Here is a 22,026-nt window from a genome sequence, read left to right as displayed (position 1 = left end):
GGATGACCGGACTCATGGTGTGGCGCGGCGGGAGGCTGAAGGTGCGCGGGCACGAAGGCGAAGTGCGGCTCGGCGAGGACCGTCTGGGGGCGCGGCTGGGCGAACGCGCGACGCTCGTGCAGTTCTCCAGCGCGTTCTGCCGCCCTTGTCGGGCCACACGGCGCGTCCTCGCCGACGTGTCCGGGATGGTGGACGGTGTCGCCCATGTGGAGATCGACGCCGAGGCACAACTCGGCCTCGTACGGGACCTGCACATCCTGCGCACGCCGACTGTCCTGGTACTCGATGGCGACGGCCGGATCGTGCGACGGGCCGCGGGCCAGCCGCGCAAGGCGGACGTCATCGCCGCCGTGGGCGAGGCGATCGGGGCCGCCGGGTGAGGCCGCGTCAGGACGCGGAGCACCCTCGGCGTGATCGATCTCCCATCTCTCCGACGCCGCTTGACGTGGTGCTTCGCGGATCGCCACGCTGATGCGATGCAGTGGCTCCTCCCTCTCTACGGACGTTCGTACGTGGATCTCGCGCGGCACGCCGGTGCCCGCTGTCCCGGTCGGCTCTGAGCACCACGCATCCCGCTCGCCCACCCGGACCACGACCGAAGGACAACTGCATGACGGCCGCGCACGATCTCGGTACGTCCCCGCTCGCCGACCGCGACCTCGCCACCTCCGACCTTCTGCGCTCCGCCTTCCGCCGCCACGCCGCGGGTGTCGCCGTGATCACCGCGCAGGGCACCCGCCCGGTCGGGTTCACCGCGACCTCGCTCACCTCCGTGGCCGTCGAGCCTCCGCTGATCTCCTTCGGCATCGGCACCGGCTCGTCCAGCTGGCCGGTGATCGCCGAGGCCGGGCACGTGGGCGTCCATGTCCTGGGCGAGCACCAGCAGGAGCTGGCCGCCACCTTCGCCCGCAAAGGCGCCGACCGGTTCGCGCCGCCCACCGACTGGCGGCCGGGGCCGCACGGAGTGCCTCTCCTCGACGGCGTTCCGGCATGGCTGGTGTGCCGGGTGGTGGCCCGGATACCCGCCGGCGATCACCGGATCGTCATGGCCGAAGTGGTCTCCGGTGACCCGGACGGCCCAGGGCGCCCGCTCCTGCACCACCAGGGCCGCTTCACGGGTCTGCGGGACTGACGGCGGGAGGCGAGCGGTCGGTGGCGGGTGCACGCCGGTTACGGAGCGTTGGCAACGTCACAGTTCACCGGCCTTGAATACGGGGCAGGTGCACACTGTACTGACGAGTAATATTTCTGGTCGGAGCGCGGGCCGCCCCAACCGGGATACGCCCCGAAAGACGCCTATGCTGCCAACTGGGCAGGCCCCTGGCCCTTACGTGGGGAACCCCGCGGAAATTAGACGATGCAGTAGGAGAGCCGGTCGTGAGCTTGAGGATCGTTGTCTGTGTGAAGTACGTGCCCGACGCCACCGGCGACCGGCACTTCGCCGAGGACCTGACCACCGACCGCGAGGCGGTTGACGGTCTGCTGTCCGAGCTCGACGAGTACGCGGTCGAGCAGGCCCTCCAGATCGCCGAGGACGCCGACGACGCGGAGATCACCGTGCTCACCGTCGGTCCGGAGGACGCCCGCGACGCGCTGCGCAAGGCCCTCTCCATGGGTGCCGACAAGGCCGTCCACGTCGAGGACGACGACCTGCACGGCACCGACGCGCTCGGCACCTCGCTCGTGCTCACCAAGGCCATCGAGCACATCGGCTACGACCTGGTGATCTGCGGTATGGCTTCCACCGACGGCACCATGGGCGTGCTCCCGGCGATCCTCTCCGAGCGCCTGGGCGTGCCGCAGGTGACGCTGCTGTCCGAGGTCTCCGTGAACGACGGCAAGGTCACCGGCCGCCGTGACGGCGACGCCGCGACCGAGGAGCTGGAGGCCTCGCTCCCGGCAGTCGTGTCCGTGACCGACCTGTCGGGCGAGGCCCGCTACCCGTCCTTCAAGGGCATCATGGCCGCCAAGAAGAAGCCGGTGGAGTCCCTGGACCTGTCGGACCTGGGCCTGGAGGCGAGCGAGCTCGGCCTGGAGGGCGCCTGGACCGCGGTGGACGACGCGGCGCAGCGCCCGGCCCGTACCGCCGGAACGATCGTCAAGGACGAGGGCGAGGGCGGCAAGCAGCTGGCCGAGTTCCTTGCGGGCCAGAAGTTCATCTGAGCAGCTTCGGCCACCACCCCAACCGCCCCCAGATACTTCGCACCCGCAGGAGAGCAATCCCATGGCTGAAGTTCTCGTCTACGTCGACCACGTGGACGGCGCCGTCAAGAAGCCGACCCTGGAACTGCTGACGCTGGCCCGCCGCATCGGCGAGCCCGTCGCCGTCCACCTCGGCGCCGGTGCCGACTCCGCCGCCTCCACCCTCGCCGAGTACGGCGCGGTGAAGGTCCTCGCCGCCGACGCCCCCGAGTTCACCGACTACCTGGTCGCGCCGAAGGTCGACGCGCTGCAGGCCGCGTACGACGCCGTCTCCCCGGCCGCCGTGCTCGTCCCGTCCTCCCCGGAGGGCAAGGAGATCGCCGCGCGCCTGGCCGTCCGCATCGGCTCCGGCATCATCACCGACGCCGTCGACCTCGAGGCGGGCGACGAAGGGCCGGTGGCCACCCAGTCGGTGTTCGCCGCCGCCTTCACCACCAAGTCCCGTGTCACCAAGGGCACTCCGGTCATCACGGTCAAGCCCAACTCGGCCGCGCCCGAGGCCGCCCCGGCCGCCGGGACCGTCGAGCAGCTCGCCGTCACCATCGGGAGTACGTCGACCGGCACCAAGGTCGTCTCCCGCACCCCGCGCGAGGCGACCGGCCGCCCCGAGCTCACCGAGGCCGCGATCGTGGTCTCCGGTGGCCGCGGTCTGAACGGCGCGGAGAACTTCCCGCTGATCGAGGCGCTGGCCGACAGCCTCGGTGCCGCCGTCGGTGCCTCCCGCGCGGCCGTCGACGCCGGCTGGTACCCGCACACCCACCAGGTCGGCCAGACCGGCAAGTCCGTCTCGCCGCAGCTCTACATCGCGGCGGGCATCTCCGGTGCGATCCAGCACCGGGCCGGTATGCAGACCTCGAAGACCATCGTGGCCATCAACAAGGACGCCGAGGCCCCGATCTTCGACCTGGTCGACTACGGCGTGGTCGGCGACCTCTTCCAGGTCGTCCCGCAGCTCACCGAGGAGGTCAAGTCCCGCAAGGGCTGACCCCTGGGCCGTGAGGCCGTTCCGCCGTGAGGCCCTCGTACGCCGTGCGTACGAGGGCCTCACGCGTGCAGAGTGGGTGTTGACCTGCGAGCCGACCCGCGGATAGCGTCATTCAACAGATTGTTGATTCTTGTGGTGATCGACGTGCAGCGGACCGTGGAGGGTTGTCGCATGGGGCAGGACGAGACCGTTCGCACGGAACAGGGCGAGCGCGTGCGGGCGGAGCAGAACGCGGCCGTGGCCACCAGCCTCACAGGCGCGGTGCACGAGGAGATCGGAGCCTCGCTGGCCGCCGTCGACGCCGACCTCGCCCGCCGCTTCCCCGGCGATCCCGGCACACGTCAGCCCGTGCACACCGTCTACGTCCCGGCCGACGTCTTCGCCGCCGGCACCATCCGCTCCTGGGGTGACCGGGCCCTCGCCGCCCTCGACGAGCACGCGCCCGACGCGGCCGCCTTCGCCGCCGTCCTCGACCTGGACGACCGTCTCGCCGGGCCCGTCCACGCACGCGTCCGCGCCAAGTTGGAGCGCGAGCCCGTCGAGGACCTGCGCATCGATTTCGAGGACGGTTACGGCCCGCGGCCCGACTCCGAGGAGGACGCCGCCGCCGTCCGGGCCGCCCGCCTGGTCGCCGAGGCGTACGAAAACGGCACCGCCGCCCCGTACATGGGCATCCGCATGAAGTGCATGGAGGCCGCCGTCCGCGACCGCGGCATCCGCACCCTCGACATCTTCCTCACCGGACTGATGGGGGCCGGCGGACTACCCGGCGGACTCGTCCTCACCCTGCCCAAGGTGACCTGCGCCGAGCAGGTCACCGCGATGGTGCGGCTCTGCGAGGAGTTCGAGACGGCGCGCGCGCTCGAACCCGGGCGGATCGGCTTCGAGATCCAGATCGAGACCACCCAGGCGATCCTCGGCCCCGACGGCCGGGCCACCGTCGCTCGCATGATCGACGCCGCCGAGGGGCGCGTCACCGGCCTGCACTACGGCACGTTCGACTACAGCGCCGCCTGCGGCGTCAGCGCCGCGTACCAGTCCATGGACCACCCAGCCGCCGACCACGCCAAGGCCGTCATGCAGGTCGCGGCCGCGGGTACCGGCGTACGGCTCTCCGACGGCTCCACCAACGTCCTTCCCGTCGGCCCGAGTTCACAGGTCCACGACGCCTGGCGGCTCCACCACGCGCTCGTACGCCGCTCCCTCGCGCGCGCCTACTACCAGGGCTGGGACATGCACCCGGGGCACCTGCCCACCCGTTACGCCGCCGTCTACGCCTTCTACCGCGAGGGACTTGAGCAGGCGGCGGCCCGGCTCGCCGCCTATGCCAACAGGGCGGGCGGCGACGTGATGGACGAACCCGCCACCGCCAAGGCCCTGAGCGGCTATCTGCTGCGCGGACTCGACTGCGGTGCGGTGGACGCCGACGAGGTCACCGGGCTCACCGGCCTCGACCGCACCGAACTCGAGTGTCTGGCTGGACGGACCGTCACGGACTGAGGGCCAGGGCGTACGGGTCCGACACCGGTCCACGCTCGTCATGCCGGGACTGCCCGGCCTGCCCGGACTGCCCGGAGTGCCTGAACTACCTGAACTGCTCGGTCAACTCCTGGGCGCCAGAGCGGTGTTGGGAGCGCACCGGTGCAACGGTGGTGCGGACTCCGGACGCGATCCGGCGGTCAGCCCGTAGGCTGGGCCCCGGAACCGGCCGAAGCCGAGAATCGGAGTAGCAGTGTCGACGGGGGAGCACGGACAGGACGCCGGGCCGGAGTGCCTGCTCGCCGGTCGTCATCGAGTGGTGCGGCAGCTCGGGCGCCGTGGGACGGGCGTGGTGTGCCAGGCGGTGGACGAGGCCCTCGGCCGCGAGGGTGCGGTCCTCGGCCGTGAGGTCGCTGTCAAGGAGCTGCGCACGTACAGCGACGCCTCCGGGCGCGAACTCGCCGATCTGCGGCTGTGGTTGCAACGCGTGGCGCGCGCGGCGGCCCGCATCGGGCACCCTGGTGTCATCGCGATCCACGACATCACGGAGGACGACGGACGTCGGCTCATCGTCATGGAACCGCGCGGGGTGCTGAACGCGGGCCCCAACCACTTCTACTCAGCGGTGCGCCGGGGCGGGGTCGAAGGTGCTTCGAAGGGGCGCGTCGGCGTCCGTCGCACCGGCGCCGGCGACGTAGGCGCCGGTGACGTCCGGGCCGGTGTCCTCGGGACCGGCGACGCCCTCGGGGCCGGTGTCGCCCTCGGGGCCGGTGTCGCCCTCGGGGCCGGTGTCGCGGGCGCCTCAGTCGGCGGCCTCGTCGGCGGGTGGCAGTTCGCCGGAGCCGCGCGGAATCAGCCGTGTCGGCAGCAGGAAGCTCATGGGCTCCTGCGCCGCGCCGCCCTCGAGCCTGCGGAAGAGCTGTTCGGCGGCCGTACGCCCCAACTGGGCGGAATCCTGGGCGATCACGGTTACCGCCGGGGAGAGCAGATCGGCCAGCTCGAAGTCGTCGAAGCCGACCAGGGCGACCGGCCGCAGCCGGCCGTTGAGCACGCGTACGGCGGTGACCGTCACGCGGTTGTTGCCGCAGAAGAGCGCGGTGACCGGCTCAGGGCCGTCCAGCATCGCCTGCGCCGCCGACCGTACGCGCTCCGGTTCCGTGGAGCCGAGCGCCACCCAGGACTCGTCGACGGGGAGTCCGGCCGCCGCCATGGCGGCGCGGTAGCCACGGTGCCGCTCGGAGGCGGTGTGGATCCGCGGCTGGTCGCCGATGAAGCCGATCCTGCGGTGGCCGTGGGCTATGAGGTGCGCGACGCCGTCGCGGGCGCCGGTGAAGCTGTCGGTGAGGACCGCGTCGGCCTCGATCCGGCCCGCGGGGCGGTCCACGAACACCGTGGCCACGCCCGCGGCGATCTCCGGTTCAAGGTAGCGGTGGTCGTCGCTGGCGGGCACGATCACCAGTCCGTCGACCCGGCGGGCGCAGAGTGCCAGGACGAGTTCCTGCTCGCGCCCGGCGTCCTCGGCGCTGGAGCCGTGGATCAGCAGGGCGCCGTGCGCTCGCGCGGTCTCCTCCACCGCGCGGCTCATCGGACCGTAGAACGGGTCCGCGAGGTCCTCCAGGACGAGCCCGATGCTCGCGGTGCGGCCCTTGCGCAGCACGCGGGCGCTGTCGTTGCGCCGGAAGCCGAGGGCATCGATGGACTCCTGCACACGGCGGACGGTGTCCGGTGTGACGCCGGGCTCGCCGTTCACCACCCGCGACACCGTCTTCAGGCCGACGCCCGCGCGTGCGGCGACGTCCTTCATGGTCGGCCTGGTGCCGTAGCGGCGCTTGGTGCGAGGGGCGGTGTCGGACACGTGCGCGTTCCTCTTCGTCCTTGGGCGGTTGCGCTATGAGCATAGAGCCTGGACAACGTTGTCAAAACCGGTGAGACTGAACCGGCGGAACCTGAGACCGAACTGCCGAAAACCCCGCCCACCAGGAGATACGACACCGATGCAGAACGACCTCGTCGCCGCCCTCGACATCGGTGGTACCAAGATCGCCGGGGCGCTGGTCGACGGTGAGGGACGGCTCCTCGTGCGGGCCCAACGACCGACGCCGGCGCGCGAGGACGGCGAGACCGTGATGGGCGCCGTGGAGACCGTGCTCGGGGACCTGGCTGCCGACCCCCGATGGGCCGAGGTGACTGCCGTCGGCATCGGCAGCGCCGGGCCCGTCGACGCCTCCGCGGGTACGGTCCGACCGGTGAATGTGCCGGGGTGGAGGGACTATCCGCTGGTCGACCGTGTGCGGGCGACGACCGGTGACCTGCCGGTGACCCTTGTGGGTGACGGGGTGGCCATGACGGCCGCCGAGCACTGGCAGGGCGCGGCCCGGGGACACGCGAACGCGCTGTGCATGGTGGTGTCGACCGGCGTCGGCGGCGGGCTGGTACTCAACAACCGGCTGCATCCCGGCCCGACCGGGAACGCCGGGCACATCGGGCACATCAGCGTGGACCTCGACGGCGACCCGTGCCCGTGCGGTGCGCGGGGATGCGTGGAACGCATAGCGAGCGGCCCGAACATCGCCCGCCGCGCGCTGGAGGGCGGCTGGCGCCCGGCGGCGGACGGCGACGCGACTGCCGCCGCCGTCGCGCGGGCTGCGCGCGCGGGGGACCCGGTCGCACTGGCCTCCTTCGCGCGGGCGGCCCAGGCACTGGCGGCGGGAATCGCGGCGACGGCGACGCTCGTGGAGATCGAGATCGCGGTCATCGGGGGTGGTGTGGCGTCCGCGGGCGAGGTGCTGTTCGGCCCGCTGCGCCGTGCTCTGCGGGAGTACGCGACGCTGTCGTTCGTGGGCGGGCTCGAGGTGGCGCCGGCGCAGACGGGGGCGGACGCCGGGCTGATCGGTGCCGCTGCGGCCGTGTGGTCGGCTTCTTCGGCAGGCATCGAGCGGACAGAGGTAAGGACGGCGTAGCGTTCGCCGGCGCTGTCCGGCGATCAGGATCCATGTGGTTCCGGGCGTTGCCCGGAGCGAAAGGACTCTGCCGAGCTGGTGACTCCGCGCGCCGGTGAAGCAACCGTCCGTGTCCACCATGGCGACGGCCACGGGATTTTGCGCAGGCCCGGTCCACGATCTTGACGCCCGCGTAGCCCAGAACGGAATTGAGGGTCGCCTCCGTGCCCTGCCCGTGGCCGGGGGCCTCTGCGTTCACCCGGGCCACGGGTTTGTCCCGGATTTCCGTGCCGCCGACCGTCCAGTCCAGCAGGTTCTTGAACGACCCGGGATGGGGCCCGCGTATGCGGGGTGCAGACCAGGATGGCGGATGCCTCGGTGACGGCCCCGGCTGACAGGCGCCCCGGGGTGGCTGGGGATCGGTGTCGCCGTCGGGGTTGAAGAGCGGTAGCGCCGCCATGCCTTCGCAGCAGGCGGCACGTACACCTTGCGGCGCCGAGGACGTCGCGGTGCCGAGCACCGATCCGGCCCGGCCATCCGGGCGCGAGCATCCACCGATCGGTGGATGGCCCTCTCCTCCTGTCCGCGGTTCGCGGATGTGGTCGCCGGGGCGAAGCTGGGCGCCATGAGCAGCGGAGACCATGGCGGCGCCGATCTTGCGATCTGGGCGCGGGAGTTGTGCAAAGGATACGGCGATCGGCAGGCCGTGAAGGATCTCGACCTGCAAGTGGAACGGGGTGAGATCTTCGCGGTGCTCGGCCCGAACGGGGCCGGCAAGACCACCACCACGGAGATTCTGGAGGGCTACCGCCCACGTGATGCCGGCGAGGTCCGGGTGCTGGGCCAGGACCCCGGCACGGCGGGCCCGGTCTGGCGCTCCCGGATCGGGATCGTGCTGCAGGAGACCGGGGACTTCGACGAGCTCACGGTGGACGAGGTGCTGCGGCACTTCGCCCGGTACTACCCCGCCCCACTGCACCCTGCCGAGGTGGCCGAGTCGGTCGGCCTGGCCGACCGGCGCACCGCCCGGGTGTCCGCTCTGTCCGGTGGCCAGCGCCGACGACTCGATGTGGGACTCGGCATCCTCGGCCGGCCCGAGCTGCTCTTCCTGGACGAGCCCACGACCGGCTTCGACCCCGAGGTTCGCCGGCAGTTCTGGGACCTGATCGCCGCATTGCGCAATGCCGGGACAACGGTCTGGCTCACCACGCACTACCTGGAGGAGGCGGAGCATCTGGCGGACCGGGTCGCCGTCATCGTGAACGGGCGTGTTGTGGCCGTCGACACCCCGGCCTGTCTGGGCGGCCGACACCTGGCCGGGGCGACGGTGGGCTGGCGTGAGGACGATCGCACCCAGGAATTGGTGACGGGCAGCCCGGCCCAGGTGGTGCAGGAACTGTCCGCACGATTCGGGGGCGACGTCCCGGACCTGGTCGTCACCCGGCCCACTCTCGAAGACATCTATCTGGACATGATCGGAGCGCAGCAGTGACCGTCCTCGACCCCCTGCCTGCGGCAACGTCACCGCGCCGGTCCCGGAACGGACCGATCACCATCGGACTGGCCCGAGGCGGCCTGGAGATCAGGCAGTTCGTCCGGGCCAGGGAAGCCCTCTTCTTCACCCTGCTCTTCCCCCTGCTGATGTTGGTGCTCTTCGGGTCGATCTTCCACGGGGATGCGGAAGCGGGCGTGCCGATCCGGCAGGTGCTGGTCAGCGGGATGATTGCCAGTGGAGTGATGGGCGCGAGTTTCCAGACACTCGGCGTGGCTGTGGCCGCCGAGCGGCATGACGGAACGCTGAAGCGCTTGCGGGGGCTGCCCATGCCGCCGTCCTCCTACTTCGTCGGCAAGATCCTTCTTGTGCTGACCATCACCACCGCCCAGCTTGCGGTCATGCTCGCCGTGGGGACTGCCTTCTTCGGCCTGCACCTGCCGGACCGGGCCGGCAACTGGATGGTGCTGGCATGGGTGACCGTTCTGGGTTCGACGAGCTGCTCGCTGCTGGGGATCGCGGTCTCCGGCCTGGCCCGGAGTGCGAAAGCCGCGGCCCCGGTCATCACGATCCCGTTCATCGCGCTGCAGTTCATCTCGGGCGTCTTCTTCCCCTTCAGCAGCCTGCCGGAGGTACTGCAGCGGATGGCCGCCCTGTTCCCGCTGAAATGGATGATCCAGGGCATGCATGCGGTATTCCTGCCGTCGGCCTACCAGAGCGCCGAGCCCGCCGGGACCTGGGAGCTGGCGCGTGTGGCCCTGATCCTGGGATTCTGGGCGCTCGGCGCACTGGCACTGTGCACCAGGACGTTCCGCTGGGACGGGCGGCGCGGCCGCTGATCGGTCGCGCCGTTCGTCGCAAGGCGAGGAGGTGACGGGATGGCTCAGGCGGCCTTCAACCAGCGGTACCTCGTCGGCTGGCATGTGGCCACGGTCGTGCTACTCGCTCTCGCCTCCGTCCTGGCCCTGGTCGAGGGAGAGTCATCGGGGCGCGCGGTCACGGTCGCGGTCCTGGCGACCGCCATGGCCTGCTGGTACGCGTTGATCGGCGCGGGCGCGCTCAGGACGAGGAGTGCACAACGGGGTCTGTGGTATCTGCCGGTGGCGTGGGCGCTGTTCGCCGCCATGGTCTGGCTCGCGCCGTCGTCCGCCGTCGTGTTGACCATCCTCTACCCGCAACTCTTCGTGATGCTGAAGGGCTGGCGCTGGTGGATTGCCGGCGCTGTCGTACTCTCCGGCGTCTCCGCGGCAGCGCTGACGGCGGGGCGCGGATCGAGTGCGGCCGCCCTGCTCCTTCTTGTGGCCGGCCCGGTCGTCGCCATGGCATTCGGGGCCTGGGTAGGCGGTATCTCCCACGAAAGCGCCAAGCGGGCCGAGTTGATCGCCGAGCTGGCCAGCACCCGTGCCGAACTCCTTCGGGCCCATCACAGGGAAGGGGTACTTGCCGAGCGGGAGCGGCTCGCTCACGAGATCCACGACACCTTGGCGCAGGGCTTCACCAGTGTGCACATGCTCATCCGCGGGGCCGAGGCCACCCTGGAGTCAAGCCCTGACGAGGCGCGGGAGCGCCTCCGCCTCGCCGCACGGACGGCCGGGGAAAACCTGGCGGAGGCACGCTCCTTGGTGGCTGCTCTCGGCCCCGTCGCCCTGCGCCAGGGCTCCCTGCCCGACGCCCTGGCCCGCCTCGGCGACCGATTCGGCCAGGAGACCGGGGCCATCACCACCTTCGGCACGAGTGGGATGGCACGGGTGCTGCCCGCGGACCAAGAGGTGATCATGGTGCGAGTCCTCCAGGAAGCCCTCGCCAATGTGCGCAAGCACGCCGGTGCCCAGCACGTGCGCATCCACCTCTCGTACCACCATGACCGGGTCGAGCTGCAGATCGGCGACGACGGGCGCGGCTTCACGACTTCTTCGGTCGATCGCCCGGGCGGGGATGTGCTGACCGGAGGATTCGGGCTCCACGGCATGCACACCCGTGTACGCCAGATCGGTGGTGCCCTTCGGGTGACCAGCAGCCCAGGATCAGGCACCACCGTGACGGTATGTCTATGACGGCCGGTCCCGATGGTCCGGTCACCATCGTTGTCGTCGATGACCACCCGGTGGTACGCCTGGGTCTGACCGGTCTCCTCGCCACCGAACCGGATTTCCAGGTGGTCGGCGAGGCATCCTCGGGGACCCAAGCAGTCGACCGGGTTCGTGTGTTGCGGCCCGACGTCGTCCTGATGGACCTCAGGATGCCCGGCGGAGACGGTGTCACCGCCACCGAGCGCATCACCGCCGAATTCCCCGGCGTTCGCGTCCTCGTGCTCACCACCTACGACACGGATGGCGACATAGTCCGGGCGGTGGCAGCCGGCGCCACCGGGTACCTTCTCAAGGACGCGGCTCATCACGTTCTGCTCGCCGCTGTCCGCGCCGCCGCCGCGGGAGAGACCGTGCTGGCCCCGCCGGTCGCGGCCAGACTCGTCACGCGTATGCGCAACCCCCCGGCCCCGGCCCTGACCCCTCGTGAGCACCAGGTCCTGACCCTGGTCGCCCGGGGGATGAGCAACCCGCAGATCGGCCGCGAACTCCTCATCGGGGAAGCCACCGTAAAGACCCACCTCCTGCACGCCTTCGAAAAGCTCCATGTCAATGACCGCACCGCGGCTGTCACCGCGGCGATCGCCCGGGGCATCCTCCCGCCACCGCAAGAGCCCACGATTCAGGACGAGTAGCGCGGCGGTGGCCACGGCTCCGATGAGGGCGCAGGTCGACGCCGCCGGGGAGTGGACGCAGTACTGGCGCATCACCTGGCGCTATGCCGCCCGGCACTCGCGGCGCTGGGCACGCTCCAGTTCACCTGGATGTACATGACTTCCTCTGGGCGCTGGTCTTCGTCTCCGACGGCAAGAAACTGCCGGTCACGTCGGCGCCTCGATGATCCTCGCCCCGCACCATCCTGGACTTTTTCATGCAGCGCCACTTAATCGCCGGGCTCACGCTAGGTGCCGGCAAGGGCCGACCGCGCGCCGACTGGCCATTCGCCGACCTTGCCACCGCTGGTTTCCGTGGCAAGGTGTAGCGGGCAGTCCACTGGGGGCTACCGGAAGAGGGGGAACCGTGATCGTCTGGCTGAACGGTGCGTTCAGTGCGGGGAAGACCAGCGCGGCCCGGGAACTGACCGATCTGATACCGGGCAGCACGTTGTACGACCCGGAGGTGACCGGCGGCACTCTGCAGTATCTGCTTCCGCAGAAGCGGCTGAACGAAGTCCGGGACTTCCAGGAACTGTCCATCTGGCGGCGTCTCGTCGTGGATACTGCGGCGGCGATGCTGGCCGACCTCGGCGGCACGCTCGTCGTCCCGATGACCCTGCTGCGGCAGGACTACCGCGATGAGATCTTCGGGGGACTGGCCGCTCGCCGGATTCCCGTACGGCATGTGCTCTTGTCACCTGACGAAACGATCCTGCGCCAACGGATCGCCGGGCGGGAGGAGTTCGCCGACGATCCGGAGCACAGTGCGCGCACACGGCAGTGGGAGCTCGACCACATGGCCCGCTACCGTTCGGCGCTCTCCTGGCTGGAGAAGGACGCTTACACCATCGACACCAGTGCGCTCACCCCCCGGCAGACGGCGGAACACGTCGCCGAGGCCGTACGGACCGGGGCCGCGGGATCCTGCGAAATAGTCCAGACACCCGAACCCACCTCCGAGACCCTGGCCGCTGGCGTCCTGCTCTTCGACGAGCAGGACCGGGTGCTGCTCGTGGACCCCACCTACAAGCCCGGCTGGGAGTTCCCCGGAGGAGTGGTCGAATCCGGAGAGGCGCCCGCAAGGGCCGGGATGCGGGAGGTCGCCGAGGAGATCGGCATAGAACTCGACCGCGTGCCGGCCCTTCTTGTCGTCGACTGGGAGCCCCCTGTGCCGCCCGCGTTCGGCGGCCTGCGCCTGCTCTTCGACGGGGGCACGCTCGACAGTGCGGCCGACCGGCTGCTGCTGCCCTGTTCGGAACTGCGCGCCGCCCGCTTCGTCAGCGAGAGCGAGGCGGCAGAACTGCTGCCGCCCGTACGGTTCAAACGGCTGCAATGGGCGCTGCGGGCCCGTGAGCGGTCCACGGTCCTGAACCTGGAGGCGGGGGTCCCGGTGGGGTGAGTGCCCGCCGCTCCTGTGCATCCGGCGGTCTTCGGGTGTGCCCGGCGTTCGCGGCGCCGGGCACACACCGCGGGATCAACCGGCCGCGGCTGTCCGGTAGTTGAGCAGGAACAGCGCCTCGGCGAGCGAGAGACGCTCCAACTCCTCAGGGGACACGCTCTCGTTGACCGCATGGATCTGTGCGTCCGGCTCGCTCAGCCCGATGAGCAGGATCTCGGCCTCCGGGTAGAGCGACGCGAGGGTGCTGCACAGCGGGATCGAGCCGCCCTGGCCCGCGGTCTGCATCTCCTCGCCCGGGTAGGCCGCGCGCATGGCCGCCGCCATGGCCGCATACGCGGGGCTTGCCGTGTCGGCGCGGAACGGCTGGCCGCGGCCGACCTCGTCGACCGTGATCCGGGCACCCCACTGAGCCCGGGATTCCAGATGGGCGGAGAGCAGCTTGGCGGCATCGCCGGCGTCCGTGCCGGGCGGCACGCGGAGGCTGATCAGAGCGCGGGCGGAGGCCTGGACGGACGGCGTGGCACCCGCGACCGGCGGACAGTCGATGCCGAGGACGGTCACCGCCGGGCGCGCCCAGATGCGGTCGGCGACCGTACCGGATCCGATCAGCTCGACGCCGTCGAGCACCTTGGCGTCCTTGCGGAAGTCCTCCTCCGGGTACTGCAGACCCTCCCACCGCGCGTCGGAGGTGAGCCCGTCGACCGTCGTCGAGCCGTCCTCGGCCCGCAGCGAGTCGAGTATGCGGATCAGCGCGGCGAGCGCGTCCGGGGCCGCGCCGCCGAACTGCCCCGAGTGCAGGTTGCCTTGGAGGGTGTCCACCTGGAGCCGGACGAGCGTCATGCCGCGCAGTGTCGCCGTGACGGTGGGCAGACCGACGCGGAAGTTGCCCGTGTCGCCGATGACGATGGTGTCGGCGGCGAGGAGTTGGGGGTGCGCCTCGGCGTACCGCTCGAGTCCGCCGGTGCCCTGTTCCTCCGAACCCTCGGCGATGATCTTCACATGGACGGGGACGCCGCCGCGCTCCTTCAGGGCGCGCAGCGCGGTGAGGTGCATGATCAGGCCGCCCTTGCAGTCGGCGGCGCCGCGCCCGTACCACCGTCCGTCGCGCTCGGTGAGGGTGAACGGCGGGGAGTGCCAGGCGTTTTCGTCCAACGGGGGCTGCACGTCGTAGTGCGCGTAGAGCAGTACGGTCGGGGCTCCCTCGGGGCCGGGGAGGAAACCGTAGACGGACCGGGTGCCGTCCGGGGTGTCGAGCAGGGCCACGTCCTGGAAGCCCTCTGCGCGCAGTGCCTCGGCGATCCAGTTCGCGGCCGCCTCGCACTCGCTCTTCGGGAACTGCGCGGGGTCGGCGACGGAACGGAACGCGACCAGCTCGGCCAGTTCCTGCCTCGCACGAGGCATCAGCGAGGCGACGCTTTCGGCCAGTGCGGGCAGCGCGGTCGGCTCCATGGGGGCACGCTCCTTGTGGGTGCGGGACGCGGTGGGCGTCGGGGCAGGTGACGCGCGTGCTCGCGCGGGTGCGCGGGCGTGCACGCTTCGGGCTGGCGCTACGCGGGTCCGCCGACCGGATCTCGTACGGCGTCCGTCCTGTTGATCATCCCACAGCGGGCGTTCGTGACCATGAGCCGTAGCGTTCGTGACCATGAGCCGTAGGATGCCAGGCGAGCGCGGGAGCCATGGCCTCCGGCGTGCGGACCCAGGGTCGAGCGGGAGCGGAAGCACACGTGAGCAGCGAGAGCACGGGGCGGGAAGGCGAGCCGGTGTGGGACGTCGTGGTGATCGGCGCCGGCCCCGCGGGGGCCTCGGCGGCCTACGCCGCGGCGGTCGCCGGACGCCGGGTCCTGCTGCTGGAGAAGGCGGAGTTGCCCCGGTACAAAACGTGCGGCGGCGGGATCATCGGTCCCTCGCGCGACGCTCTGCCGCCCGGGTTCGAACTCCCGCTGTGCGACCGGGTGCACGCCGTCACTTTCTCCATGGACGGCCGGCTCACCCGGACCCGCCGATCCAAGTACATGCTCTTCGGGCTCATCAACCGGCCCGAGTTCGACCAGCGCCTGGTCGAGGCGGCGCAGGCCGCGGGAGCGCGGGTTCGCACGGGCGTCACCGTCTCCCGTGTCGAGCAGCACGGTCCCGCGGTGCCCGACCGGCGCACCGTCGCCGTGGTGCTCGGCGGCGGCGAGACCGTACTGGCGCGTGCGGTCGTGGGCGCCGACGGAAGCGCCGGCCGGATAGGTGCACATGTCGGGGTGAAGCTCGACCAGGTCGACCTCGGACTGGAGGCGGAGATCCCCGTCCCCGCGACTGTCGCCGAGGACTGGGCGGGGCGGGTGCTCATCGACTGGGGCCCGATCCCCGGGAGTTACGGGTGGGTGTTCCCCAAGGGGGATACGCTCACGGTCGGTGTGATCTCGGCGCGCGGCGACGGGGCGGGCACCAAGCGCTATCTGGAGACGTTCATCGCCCGGCTGGGCCTGGCCGGGTTCGAACCGAGCATCTCCTCCGGGCACCTGACCCGCTGCCGGGCCGACGACTCGCCGCTGTCCCGCGGTCGGGCGCTGGTCTGCGGGGACGCGGCCGGACTGCTGGAGCCGTGGACCCGTGAGGGCATCTCGTTCGCGCTTCGCTCGGGACGGCTCGCGGGGGAGTGGGCGGTGCGGATCGCCGAGGCGCAGGACGCGGTCGAAGCCCGCCGCCAGGCGCTCAACTACGCCTACGCCATCAAGGCGGGGCTGGGCGTCGAGATGGGCGTGGGGCGGCGGATGCTGAAGGTCTTCGAGCGTCGCCCCGGTCTGCTGCACGCGGCGATCACGAACTTCCGGCCCGCGTGGAACCTGTTCGCGGAGATCACACGCGGTCGGACGACGCTTGCCGGAATCGTACGGACGAGCAGGCTGGCGCGGCGGGCGCTGACCGTGATGGACCGCTCCTGACGGCGGCCCGCGGGCCCGTGGAGCTCAGCTCTTAGGCGTTGTGGGCAGCTCGTCGCCGATGGCGCGGCGGAGCTGTTCCTGCGTTCCGCCGCCCCGCGAACCCCGCATGGTCTCGTCTGAGCTCACCGCTACGTTCCCCCGGGGCGCGACGGGCTGCCGGCCGCGTTGATCATCGACGCGTACGCACCGCGGACGAGGCCGCAGAACGGGCGCTCGCCGAGTGGGTCCCGGCCGCTCCGGCCGACCGCTGGGTCGCGTGAGCTGCCAGGTGGCGGCGGTCCGGATCATGGCTTCGCGGGTGGCTGGGGGATCTCGTAGCCGTGTAAGCGCGGCGGAACCGGGCCAGGCCGACGACTGGCGGGTTGCCGGGGAGGCTGCTGCTCGCGTGCCCGGGTGTGGTCGTCATGGTGTCCTGTTCTCGTGCCGGGCAGCGTCGGACGACGCCCTACGAGGTCCCACAACGCCCTACGACGGTCACTGGAACGGACTCGCGACCGGTCCGGTCCGGAATCCATCAGGGAGGGGCGCCCTCGGCGGCGCATTGCACGGCCCCACGTCGGGCTGACAGGTCCGCCGATGCGCTCTTGGACGACCGCCGGGCGCGGCACGGGGACGCGCAGAGCCCGTCGCGGCGGCTGCGGCACGACGTCGCCCGCGCGGCGGCGCCCGCACGACATCACCTGCGTGATGGCGCCCGCGCCGCGGCGCCCGCCTGATGGCGCCCGCACGACGTCGCCCGCGCGGCGGCTCTGCCACGGGCCTTCTCCTCGCCTTCGCTACGGCCTCCGGTGGTGCGGCCCGCGGCGATGGGCTACTGCACGGGGAGTAGAGGCGCCCACCACGCGCGGCGGACGCGTGAAGGACGCGGCCCGGTCTAGCGTTGCGTTATGACCGAGGTGAGGGACGGGTTTCCGGACGGACGGGCGTGGCAGCGTTGGCTGGGCGCGCCCGATTCGCGTCGTCCGGTCTGGGCGTCCTCACTCGCGGTCGCCGTCTTCCAGATCGTGGGGACGAATTTCGCCGCGCACGACCAGCCAGGTCGTGCGTCCCTCGACGCCTTCGCCCGCCTGCTGCTCCTCATCGGCCCCGCCCTGCTGGTCGTGCGCCACCGCTATCCGCGCGTGACCGTCTTCGGCACGTCCGCCGTGGCGATGGTCTACTTCGCCGCCGGGTATCCGTACGGCCCGGTCTTCATCAGCGTCGCCGTGGCCTGCTTCGCCGCCATCGTCACGGGCCACCGCTGGGCCGCCTGGTCGGCCGTGGGCATGCTCTGGGCGGGGCATGTGCTCGTCGCGTTCTGGCTCTTCCACTGGTTGCCTCCAGCCGACGACACCCCGCCCCCCTGGATCCAGGAACTCGGCGTCGCCGCCTGGGTGGTGGCCATCATCGCCGCCTCGGAGCTGGTCCGGCTGCGCCGCGAGCAGATGATCCGCGAGCGGGCCGAGCGCGAGGAAGCGGAGAAGCGGCGGGCCGACGAGGAGCGGCTGAGGATCGCCCGCGAACTCCACGACGTGCTCGCCCACTCGATCTCCGTCATCAACGTCCAGGCCGGTGTCGGGCTGGCGCTCCTGGACCAGGATCCCGAGCAGGCGCGCACCGCGCTCACCACCATCAGGGCCGCGAGCAAGGAGGCACTCGATGAGGTCCGTCAGGTCCTCGACACCCTGCGGACGCCGGGCGACGCCCCCCGCTCGCCCGCGCCGGGCCTGGACCGGCTGGAGGAGCTGACGGACCAGGCGTACGGCGCCGGCCTCGCGGTGGAGGTGCGGGTCGAGGGGGAGCGCACCGCGCTGCCGGCCGGAGCCGATCTCGCCGCCTTCCGCATCGTCCAGGAGGCGCTGACCAACGTTGTACGGCACTCCTCGTCCCGTACCGCCGAGGTGCTTCTGCGCTACGCAAGACGGGAGGTCGTGGTCAGGATCGACGACACGGGACCGGCCGCGCAGGGCGGCGAGAGCGGAGGCGGGAGAGGCCTGGTCGGCATGCGAGAACGGGCCGCCGCGCTGGGCGGCGTCGTCGAGGCGGGCCGCCGGCCGGACGGCGGATTCCGGGTGCTGGCCCGGATCCCGTTCGCCTCTCCGGCTACGGTGTCCGAGGCCCACGGCCGTGCCCCGGACAAGGAGGCGCCGTGATCCGCGTACTGCTCGCCGACGACCAGGTGCTGGTGCGCGCCGGCTTCCGGGCGCTGCTGGACGCGCAGCCCGACATCGAGGTCGCGGCGGAGGCGGCGGACGGCTACGAGGCTCTCGCCCTCGTCCGCCGACTCCGCCCGGACGTCGTGCTGATGGACATCCGGATGCCGCAACTGGACGGCTTGGCGGCGACGCGGAGGATCACGGGGGACGCGGACCTGGACAGGGTCAAGGTGGTCATGCTCACCACCTTCGAACTCGACGAGTACGTCTTCGAGGCCATCCGCTCCGGCGCCTCCGGCTTTCTGGTGAAGGACACCGAACCGGATGAACTGCTGCGCGCAGTACGTTCCGTGGTCGACGGCGACGCCCTGCTGTCCCCGGGGGTGACGCGCCGCCTCATCGCGGAGTTCGCCGCCCGGTCCAAGGAACCCGCGGCCGCCGCGGGTCTCGAGGGACTGACCGAGCGCGAACGGGAGGTCATGGCGCTGGTCGGCGTCGGCTTGTCGAACGAGGAGATCGCCCGCCGCCTGGTGGTCAGTCCGTTGACCGCCAAGACCCATGTCAGCCGCGCCATGGTCAAGCTGAACGCCCGCGACCGGGCCCAACTCGTCGTCCTCGCCTACGAGTCGGGGCTGGTCCGTCCGGGCTGGCTCGGCTGAACGGGCCCGCGGGCGGGGAGCCCACGGACACCGGCCGCCGCGTGAGCAGTGCCGGTCGCGTCAGCTCCGCGCCGCCTCCGGTTGCTTGTGCTGCTTGCGGCGCACATAGAGCTGCTTGCGCACGCGCGCCACGACGGTCCCGTCCTCGCCCACGATGTCGCAGGCGAACCAGGGCAGTGCCTTGCCGCCGTCGGCCGTCGCCCGCCGGATCTCGTCCAGCCGTTCCTCGGTCAGCCTGAAATCGGCGAACACATCACCGCGCCCCGGCGCAAGGAATTCGATCTCGCCGGCCTTGTCCCAGACCACGTAGTCCCGGCCCAGGCTCTTCATGGTGAGCAGCATCCAGAACGGGTCGCTCATCGCGAAGAGCGAGCCTCCGAAGTGCGTGCCGACGTAGTTGCGGTTGAACCAGCTCAGCCGGAGCCGGACCCGGGCGCTGCTCCAGTCGTCGGCGATCTCCATCACCCGTACGCCCGAGAAGAGGTAGGGCGGCCAGCAGTTGATGGTGCGGCGGAGCGACGCGGCGGACTGACGACGAGGCATACGGGCACGCTAGCACGGAATGTTACCCACCGGTAATACCTTGCTCCCCGAGATCGCGCCCGGCTCGGTCCGGTCCTCGCGCGACCCGTCCGGCCTTCGGCCTCCGCCCGCGCCGTGTCCCTCAGCCGAACGCGATGGCCGACGTCTCCCGCCACAGCTGCGCCACCTCGGCGTCCCCGGTGACGTCGAGACTCTCCAGCGGAATACGGTTCCACAGGGCGAGGTGGACGTGCGCCGCCGGTCCGGCGATCTCGCAGTCCACCGGGTCCGCGGCCGCCGGACCGCGACCCGTCGACCGCTCCACCCGCAGCGGGTCGCCGGAGATCCGTACGGTCCAGGTGCCCGTCGGGTCCGCCGTGTCAGTGGTCCGGATCCGCAGGGTCCGCGGCGCTGCGCTGCGGACCGTGCTGCGCTCGCGCGAATGGAAGCCGGACAGCATCTCGTCGATCCCGTCGAGCGCGAACGAGGAGCCGATCGGCGAGATCCGCTCCCCGAGGTGGGCGAGCGCGCCCGGGCCGCCGAGCGCGGCCTCTGCGTCCACCCGGTGCACGGTGGTCTCGTGCGCTTGCCGCCGCGCCCAGAAGGCGAGCGGCGACTCCGCGGGCAGGAACGTCCAGCACTCCAGGTCGTCCGGCGCCGTCAGCAGCGTGTCCACCAGGCGGACCTGGCCCTCCCGGAACCACTCCAGCAGTGGGGCCCCGTCCAGGTCCGGCCCGGATTCCGGGCGACGCGGCCGGGCCAGCCCCTCGGCGACGAACGCCGTCGCCCACCGGTGCACCGTCCCGGCGTGCCGCACCAGATCCCGTACGCGCCACGCCGGGCAGGTGGGGACTTCCGCCGCGCTGCCCGCCCGTTCGGCCGTGTCGGCCAGCAACGAGCCTTCCGAGCGCAGCGATTCGATCAGATCGGCCGTCTCCATGCGAGGGATGCTATCCACGGGATCCCGCGTTACGCGTGGCGCGCGACGCATGAGGCCGCTCCCGCGAGCAGCGCGACCCTGGTGAGGGCGGCGGGGCGGACATGCGGCCGGGAGCCGTGGCGACGATCCGGCCGTCGAGGGGGAAGTGGGTCAGGGCCGTACGGAACCGGGCGGAACGGGACCGGCGACGGTGGGGTGCGGCACTCCGGGGAGGGCCGTCCGTATTTTGTTCAGGATCAGCACAAAGCCAGAATGGGGGAGTGACCCTGACTCGGACAACACGTTTGGAGAGAGGCCGCAGCGCCCTCGGCCCGGCCCTGGAACTCGTACACACCGGCCGGGCGCCGACGCGCGCAGTGCTGACCGCGGAGCTCGGCGTGACCCGCGCGACCGCCGGGGCCGTCGCCGCGGAGCTCGAGGCGCTCCGGCTGATCCAGGTCGACTCGCGTCCCGGCGCCGCCGCCGGATCCCAGGGCAGGCCGTCCCACCGGCTGTCCATCGACCCCGCCGGACCCGTCGTGCTCGCCGCGCAGGTGCACGCCGACGGCTTCCGCGCCGCGCTCGTCGGCCTCGGCGGCAGGATCGTCGCCACGGCACCCGGCTGCATGACCGTGCCCGCCGACCCGGTGCACGTCCTGAGCGCGGTCGTGGACGCGGGCGCGGATCTGCTGCGCAGCAGCGGGCGGCGCTGTCTGGGCGCCGGCCTCGCCGTCCCGTCGGCGGTCGCCGAGCCGGACGGCACGGCGCTCAACCCATTGCACCTCGCCTGGCCCGCAGGAGCGCTCGTTCGCGAGATCTTCGCCGAGCGCGTACGGGAGACCTGCGTCCTCGGCCCTGCGGACACCGCTGTCACCGCCTTCACCGGCAACGACGTGAACCTCGCCGCCCTCGCCGAGCACCGGCACGGCGCGGGCCGCGGGGCGCGCGACCTGCTGTGCGTGGCGACCGGCCACCGCGGTGTGGGCGGAGCGCTCGTCCTCGACGGGCGGCTGCACACGGGGAGTTCGGGCCTGGCCCTTGAGGTGGGACATCTGACCGTCAACCCGGAAGGACGGCCCTGTCACTGCGGTAGCCGCGGCTGCCTGGACGTCGAGGCCGATCCGCTCGCCTTCCTGGACGCGGCGGGCCGCGAGCCGGGCCCCGAGGTGTCCCTGCTCCAGCAGGCGCGGGACCTGCTGCGGACGGAGTACGAGGACGCGCGCGTACGCACGGCCGCAGAGACGCTGATCGACCGGCTCGGCCTCGGCCTCGCCGGTCTCGTCAACATCCTCAATCCGGACAGGATCATCCTCGGCGGCCTGCATCGCGAACTACTCGAGACCGACCCGGAGCGGCTGCGCGCCGTCGTCGCCGAGCGCAGCCTGTGGGGGCAGAGCGGCGGCGTGCCCATCCTGCCCTGCACGCTGGACCACAACAGCCTGGTGGGCGCGGCGGAACTGGCCTGGCAGCCGGTGCTGGACGATCCGCTGGCGGCGATGGCCGGATAGGCGGTGGCCGGACAGCGAAACGCCCTCCGCTGCCCGCTCACACGGGGGAACCTGCTGCCCGCTCACCCGGGGCCTGTGCCCGCTCACCCGGGGCCCATGCCCGCTGTCCCGCTG

General features: G+C 71.7%; 19 protein-coding genes and 2 pseudogenes. 17 read left to right on the top strand and 4 right to left on the bottom strand.

Features of this window, described 5'->3' with window-relative positions; genetic code table 11:
- Positions 1 to 2: 2 nt before the first annotated feature.
- The 6 genes and pseudogenes from AB0M26_RS08630 to AB0M26_RS08605 form a co-directional block, all read left to right on the top strand.
- Positions 3 to 380: a thioredoxin family protein gene (locus tag AB0M26_RS08630; RefSeq protein ID WP_365256671.1), complete on the top strand. Its 378-nt coding sequence runs from the start codon at positions 3 to 5 to the stop codon at positions 378 to 380.
- 230 nt (positions 381 to 610) lie between these two features.
- Positions 611 to 1,132, top strand: a complete 522-nt coding sequence (locus AB0M26_RS08625) for a flavin reductase family protein (protein WP_365256668.1) — start codon at positions 611 to 613, stop codon at positions 1,130 to 1,132.
- A 245-nt stretch (positions 1,133 to 1,377) separates the two neighbouring features.
- The gene (locus AB0M26_RS08620; RefSeq protein WP_365256665.1) at positions 1,378 to 2,163 is read left to right on the top strand and encodes an electron transfer flavoprotein subunit beta/FixA family protein; all 786 of its coding nucleotides are present in this window, start codon (positions 1,378 to 1,380) and stop codon (positions 2,161 to 2,163) included.
- Positions 2,164 to 2,224: 61 nt separating this feature from the next.
- Positions 2,225 to 3,187 carry an electron transfer flavoprotein subunit alpha/FixB family protein gene (locus AB0M26_RS08615; RefSeq protein ID WP_365256663.1) on the top strand — a complete coding sequence of 321 codons (963 nt, stop codon included), beginning with the start codon at positions 2,225 to 2,227 and terminating at the stop codon, positions 3,185 to 3,187.
- A 171-nt stretch (positions 3,188 to 3,358) separates the two neighbouring features.
- Positions 3,359 to 4,687, top strand: coding sequence for an aldolase/citrate lyase family protein (locus AB0M26_RS08610; RefSeq protein ID WP_365256660.1), 1,329 nt, complete (start codon positions 3,359 to 3,361; stop codon positions 4,685 to 4,687).
- Positions 4,688 to 4,919: 232 nt separating this feature from the next.
- Positions 4,920 to 5,246: pseudogene (locus AB0M26_RS08605) on the top strand (serine/threonine protein kinase); the annotation flags it as partial.
- Positions 5,247 to 5,468: 222 nt separating this feature from the next.
- Here AB0M26_RS08605 and AB0M26_RS08600 read toward each other — a convergent pair.
- Complete coding sequence (locus tag AB0M26_RS08600) at positions 5,469 to 6,521, bottom strand: LacI family DNA-binding transcriptional regulator (RefSeq protein WP_365256657.1); 1,053 nt, start codon at positions 6,519 to 6,521, stop codon at positions 5,469 to 5,471.
- 139 nt (positions 6,522 to 6,660) lie between these two features.
- Between AB0M26_RS08600 and AB0M26_RS08595 the strand changes: the two genes are divergently transcribed.
- The 7 genes and pseudogenes from AB0M26_RS08595 to AB0M26_RS08565 all read left to right on the top strand — a co-directional run bounded on the left by AB0M26_RS08595 (position 6,661) and on the right by AB0M26_RS08565 (position 13,239).
- Positions 6,661 to 7,626 carry an ROK family protein gene (locus AB0M26_RS08595; protein WP_365256654.1) on the top strand — a complete coding sequence of 322 codons (966 nt, stop codon included), beginning with the start codon at positions 6,661 to 6,663 and terminating at the stop codon, positions 7,624 to 7,626.
- Between the two features lie 604 nt (positions 7,627 to 8,230).
- Positions 8,231 to 9,097 (top strand): ABC transporter ATP-binding protein, encoded by an 867-nt coding sequence (locus AB0M26_RS08590; protein WP_365256864.1) that lies wholly within the window; start codon positions 8,231 to 8,233, stop codon positions 9,095 to 9,097.
- Positions 9,094 to 9,936: an ABC transporter permease gene (locus tag AB0M26_RS08585; protein WP_365256651.1), complete on the top strand. Its 843-nt coding sequence runs from the start codon at positions 9,094 to 9,096 to the stop codon at positions 9,934 to 9,936. The genes AB0M26_RS08590 and AB0M26_RS08585 overlap by 4 nt, the downstream gene beginning before the upstream one ends.
- A gap of 39 nt (positions 9,937 to 9,975) precedes the next feature.
- Positions 9,976 to 11,151, top strand: coding sequence for a sensor histidine kinase (locus tag AB0M26_RS08580; protein ID WP_365256648.1), 1,176 nt, complete (start codon positions 9,976 to 9,978; stop codon positions 11,149 to 11,151).
- The gene (locus tag AB0M26_RS08575; protein WP_365256861.1) at positions 11,148 to 11,819 is read left to right on the top strand and encodes a response regulator transcription factor; all 672 of its coding nucleotides are present in this window, start codon (positions 11,148 to 11,150) and stop codon (positions 11,817 to 11,819) included. The genes AB0M26_RS08580 and AB0M26_RS08575 overlap by 4 nt, the downstream gene beginning before the upstream one ends.
- Before the next feature lie 28 nt (positions 11,820 to 11,847).
- Positions 11,848 to 12,103: pseudogene (locus AB0M26_RS08570) on the top strand (carbohydrate ABC transporter permease); the annotation flags it as partial.
- Positions 12,104 to 12,204: 101 nt separating this feature from the next.
- On the top strand, positions 12,205 to 13,239 hold the full coding sequence (locus AB0M26_RS08565) for an NUDIX domain-containing protein (RefSeq protein WP_365256645.1): 1,035 nt from the start codon (positions 12,205 to 12,207) through the stop codon (positions 13,237 to 13,239).
- Between the two features lie 75 nt (positions 13,240 to 13,314).
- Here AB0M26_RS08565 and AB0M26_RS08560 read toward each other — a convergent pair whose 3' ends face one another.
- Entirely contained in the window at positions 13,315 to 14,688 is a 1,374-nt protein-coding gene (locus AB0M26_RS08560; protein WP_365256642.1) for a dipeptidase, read from the bottom strand.
- 275 nt (positions 14,689 to 14,963) lie between these two features.
- Here AB0M26_RS08560 and AB0M26_RS08555 point away from each other — a divergent pair, with 275 nt between their 5' ends.
- The 3 genes from AB0M26_RS08555 to AB0M26_RS08545 all read left to right on the top strand — a co-directional run bounded on the left by AB0M26_RS08555 (position 14,964) and on the right by AB0M26_RS08545 (position 18,963).
- Entirely contained in the window at positions 14,964 to 16,169 is a 1,206-nt protein-coding gene (locus AB0M26_RS08555) for a geranylgeranyl reductase family protein (protein WP_365256639.1), read from the top strand.
- 887 nt (positions 16,170 to 17,056) lie between these two features.
- The gene (locus AB0M26_RS08550; protein WP_365256636.1) at positions 17,057 to 18,301 is read left to right on the top strand and encodes a sensor histidine kinase; all 1,245 of its coding nucleotides are present in this window, start codon (positions 17,057 to 17,059) and stop codon (positions 18,299 to 18,301) included.
- On the top strand, positions 18,298 to 18,963 hold the full coding sequence (locus AB0M26_RS08545) for a response regulator transcription factor (protein WP_365256633.1): 666 nt from the start codon (positions 18,298 to 18,300) through the stop codon (positions 18,961 to 18,963). The genes AB0M26_RS08550 and AB0M26_RS08545 overlap by 4 nt, the downstream gene beginning before the upstream one ends.
- A 60-nt stretch (positions 18,964 to 19,023) precedes the next feature.
- On the opposite strand, the gene AB0M26_RS08540 is transcribed toward AB0M26_RS08545, so the two are convergent.
- Together AB0M26_RS08540 and AB0M26_RS08535 are read right to left on the bottom strand one after the other, a co-directional pair.
- Positions 19,024 to 19,506, bottom strand: a complete 483-nt coding sequence (locus AB0M26_RS08540; protein WP_365256630.1) for a DUF4442 domain-containing protein — start codon at positions 19,504 to 19,506, stop codon at positions 19,024 to 19,026.
- A 121-nt stretch (positions 19,507 to 19,627) separates the two neighbouring features.
- Complete coding sequence (locus tag AB0M26_RS08535) at positions 19,628 to 20,425, bottom strand: maleylpyruvate isomerase family mycothiol-dependent enzyme (protein WP_365256627.1); 798 nt, start codon at positions 20,423 to 20,425, stop codon at positions 19,628 to 19,630.
- Between the two features lie 260 nt (positions 20,426 to 20,685).
- Here AB0M26_RS08535 and AB0M26_RS08530 point away from each other — a divergent pair, with 260 nt between their 5' ends.
- Complete coding sequence (locus AB0M26_RS08530) at positions 20,686 to 21,912, top strand: ROK family protein (RefSeq protein ID WP_365256624.1); 1,227 nt, start codon at positions 20,686 to 20,688, stop codon at positions 21,910 to 21,912.
- Positions 21,913 to 22,026 lie beyond the last annotated feature (114 nt).

This window comes from Streptomyces sp. NPDC051776, assembly GCF_040681345.1.
Taxonomy (GTDB): domain Bacteria; phylum Actinomycetota; class Actinomycetes; order Streptomycetales; family Streptomycetaceae; genus Streptomyces.
The sequence above is the reverse complement of the archived record's forward strand: the minus strand, read 5'-3'. Positions and strand labels throughout refer to the sequence as shown.

Coding starts and splice junctions, on each gene's coding strand:
- AB0M26_RS08595 (WP_365256654.1), top strand. CDS start 6,661: ATGCAGAACGACCTCGTCGCCGCCCTCGACATCGGTGGTACCAAGATC.
- AB0M26_RS08575 (WP_365256861.1), top strand. CDS start 11,148: ATGACGGCCGGTCCCGATGGTCCGGTCACCATCGTTGTCGTCGATGAC.
- AB0M26_RS08540 (WP_365256630.1), bottom strand. CDS start 19,506: ATGCCTCGTCGTCAGTCCGCCGCGTCGCTCCGCCGCACCATCAACTGC.
- AB0M26_RS08535 (WP_365256627.1), bottom strand. CDS start 20,425: ATGGAGACGGCCGATCTGATCGAATCGCTGCGCTCGGAAGGCTCGTTG.
- AB0M26_RS08610 (WP_365256660.1), top strand. CDS start 3,359: ATGGGGCAGGACGAGACCGTTCGCACGGAACAGGGCGAGCGCGTGCGG.
- AB0M26_RS08590 (WP_365256864.1), top strand. CDS start 8,231: ATGAGCAGCGGAGACCATGGCGGCGCCGATCTTGCGATCTGGGCGCGG.
- AB0M26_RS08550 (WP_365256636.1), top strand. CDS start 17,057: ATGACCGAGGTGAGGGACGGGTTTCCGGACGGACGGGCGTGGCAGCGT.
- AB0M26_RS08630 (WP_365256671.1), top strand. CDS start 3: ATGACCGGACTCATGGTGTGGCGCGGCGGGAGGCTGAAGGTGCGCGGG.
- AB0M26_RS08580 (WP_365256648.1), top strand. CDS start 9,976: ATGGCTCAGGCGGCCTTCAACCAGCGGTACCTCGTCGGCTGGCATGTG.
- AB0M26_RS08560 (WP_365256642.1), bottom strand. CDS start 14,688: ATGGAGCCGACCGCGCTGCCCGCACTGGCCGAAAGCGTCGCCTCGCTG.
- AB0M26_RS08615 (WP_365256663.1), top strand. CDS start 2,225: ATGGCTGAAGTTCTCGTCTACGTCGACCACGTGGACGGCGCCGTCAAG.
- AB0M26_RS08625 (WP_365256668.1), top strand. CDS start 611: ATGACGGCCGCGCACGATCTCGGTACGTCCCCGCTCGCCGACCGCGAC.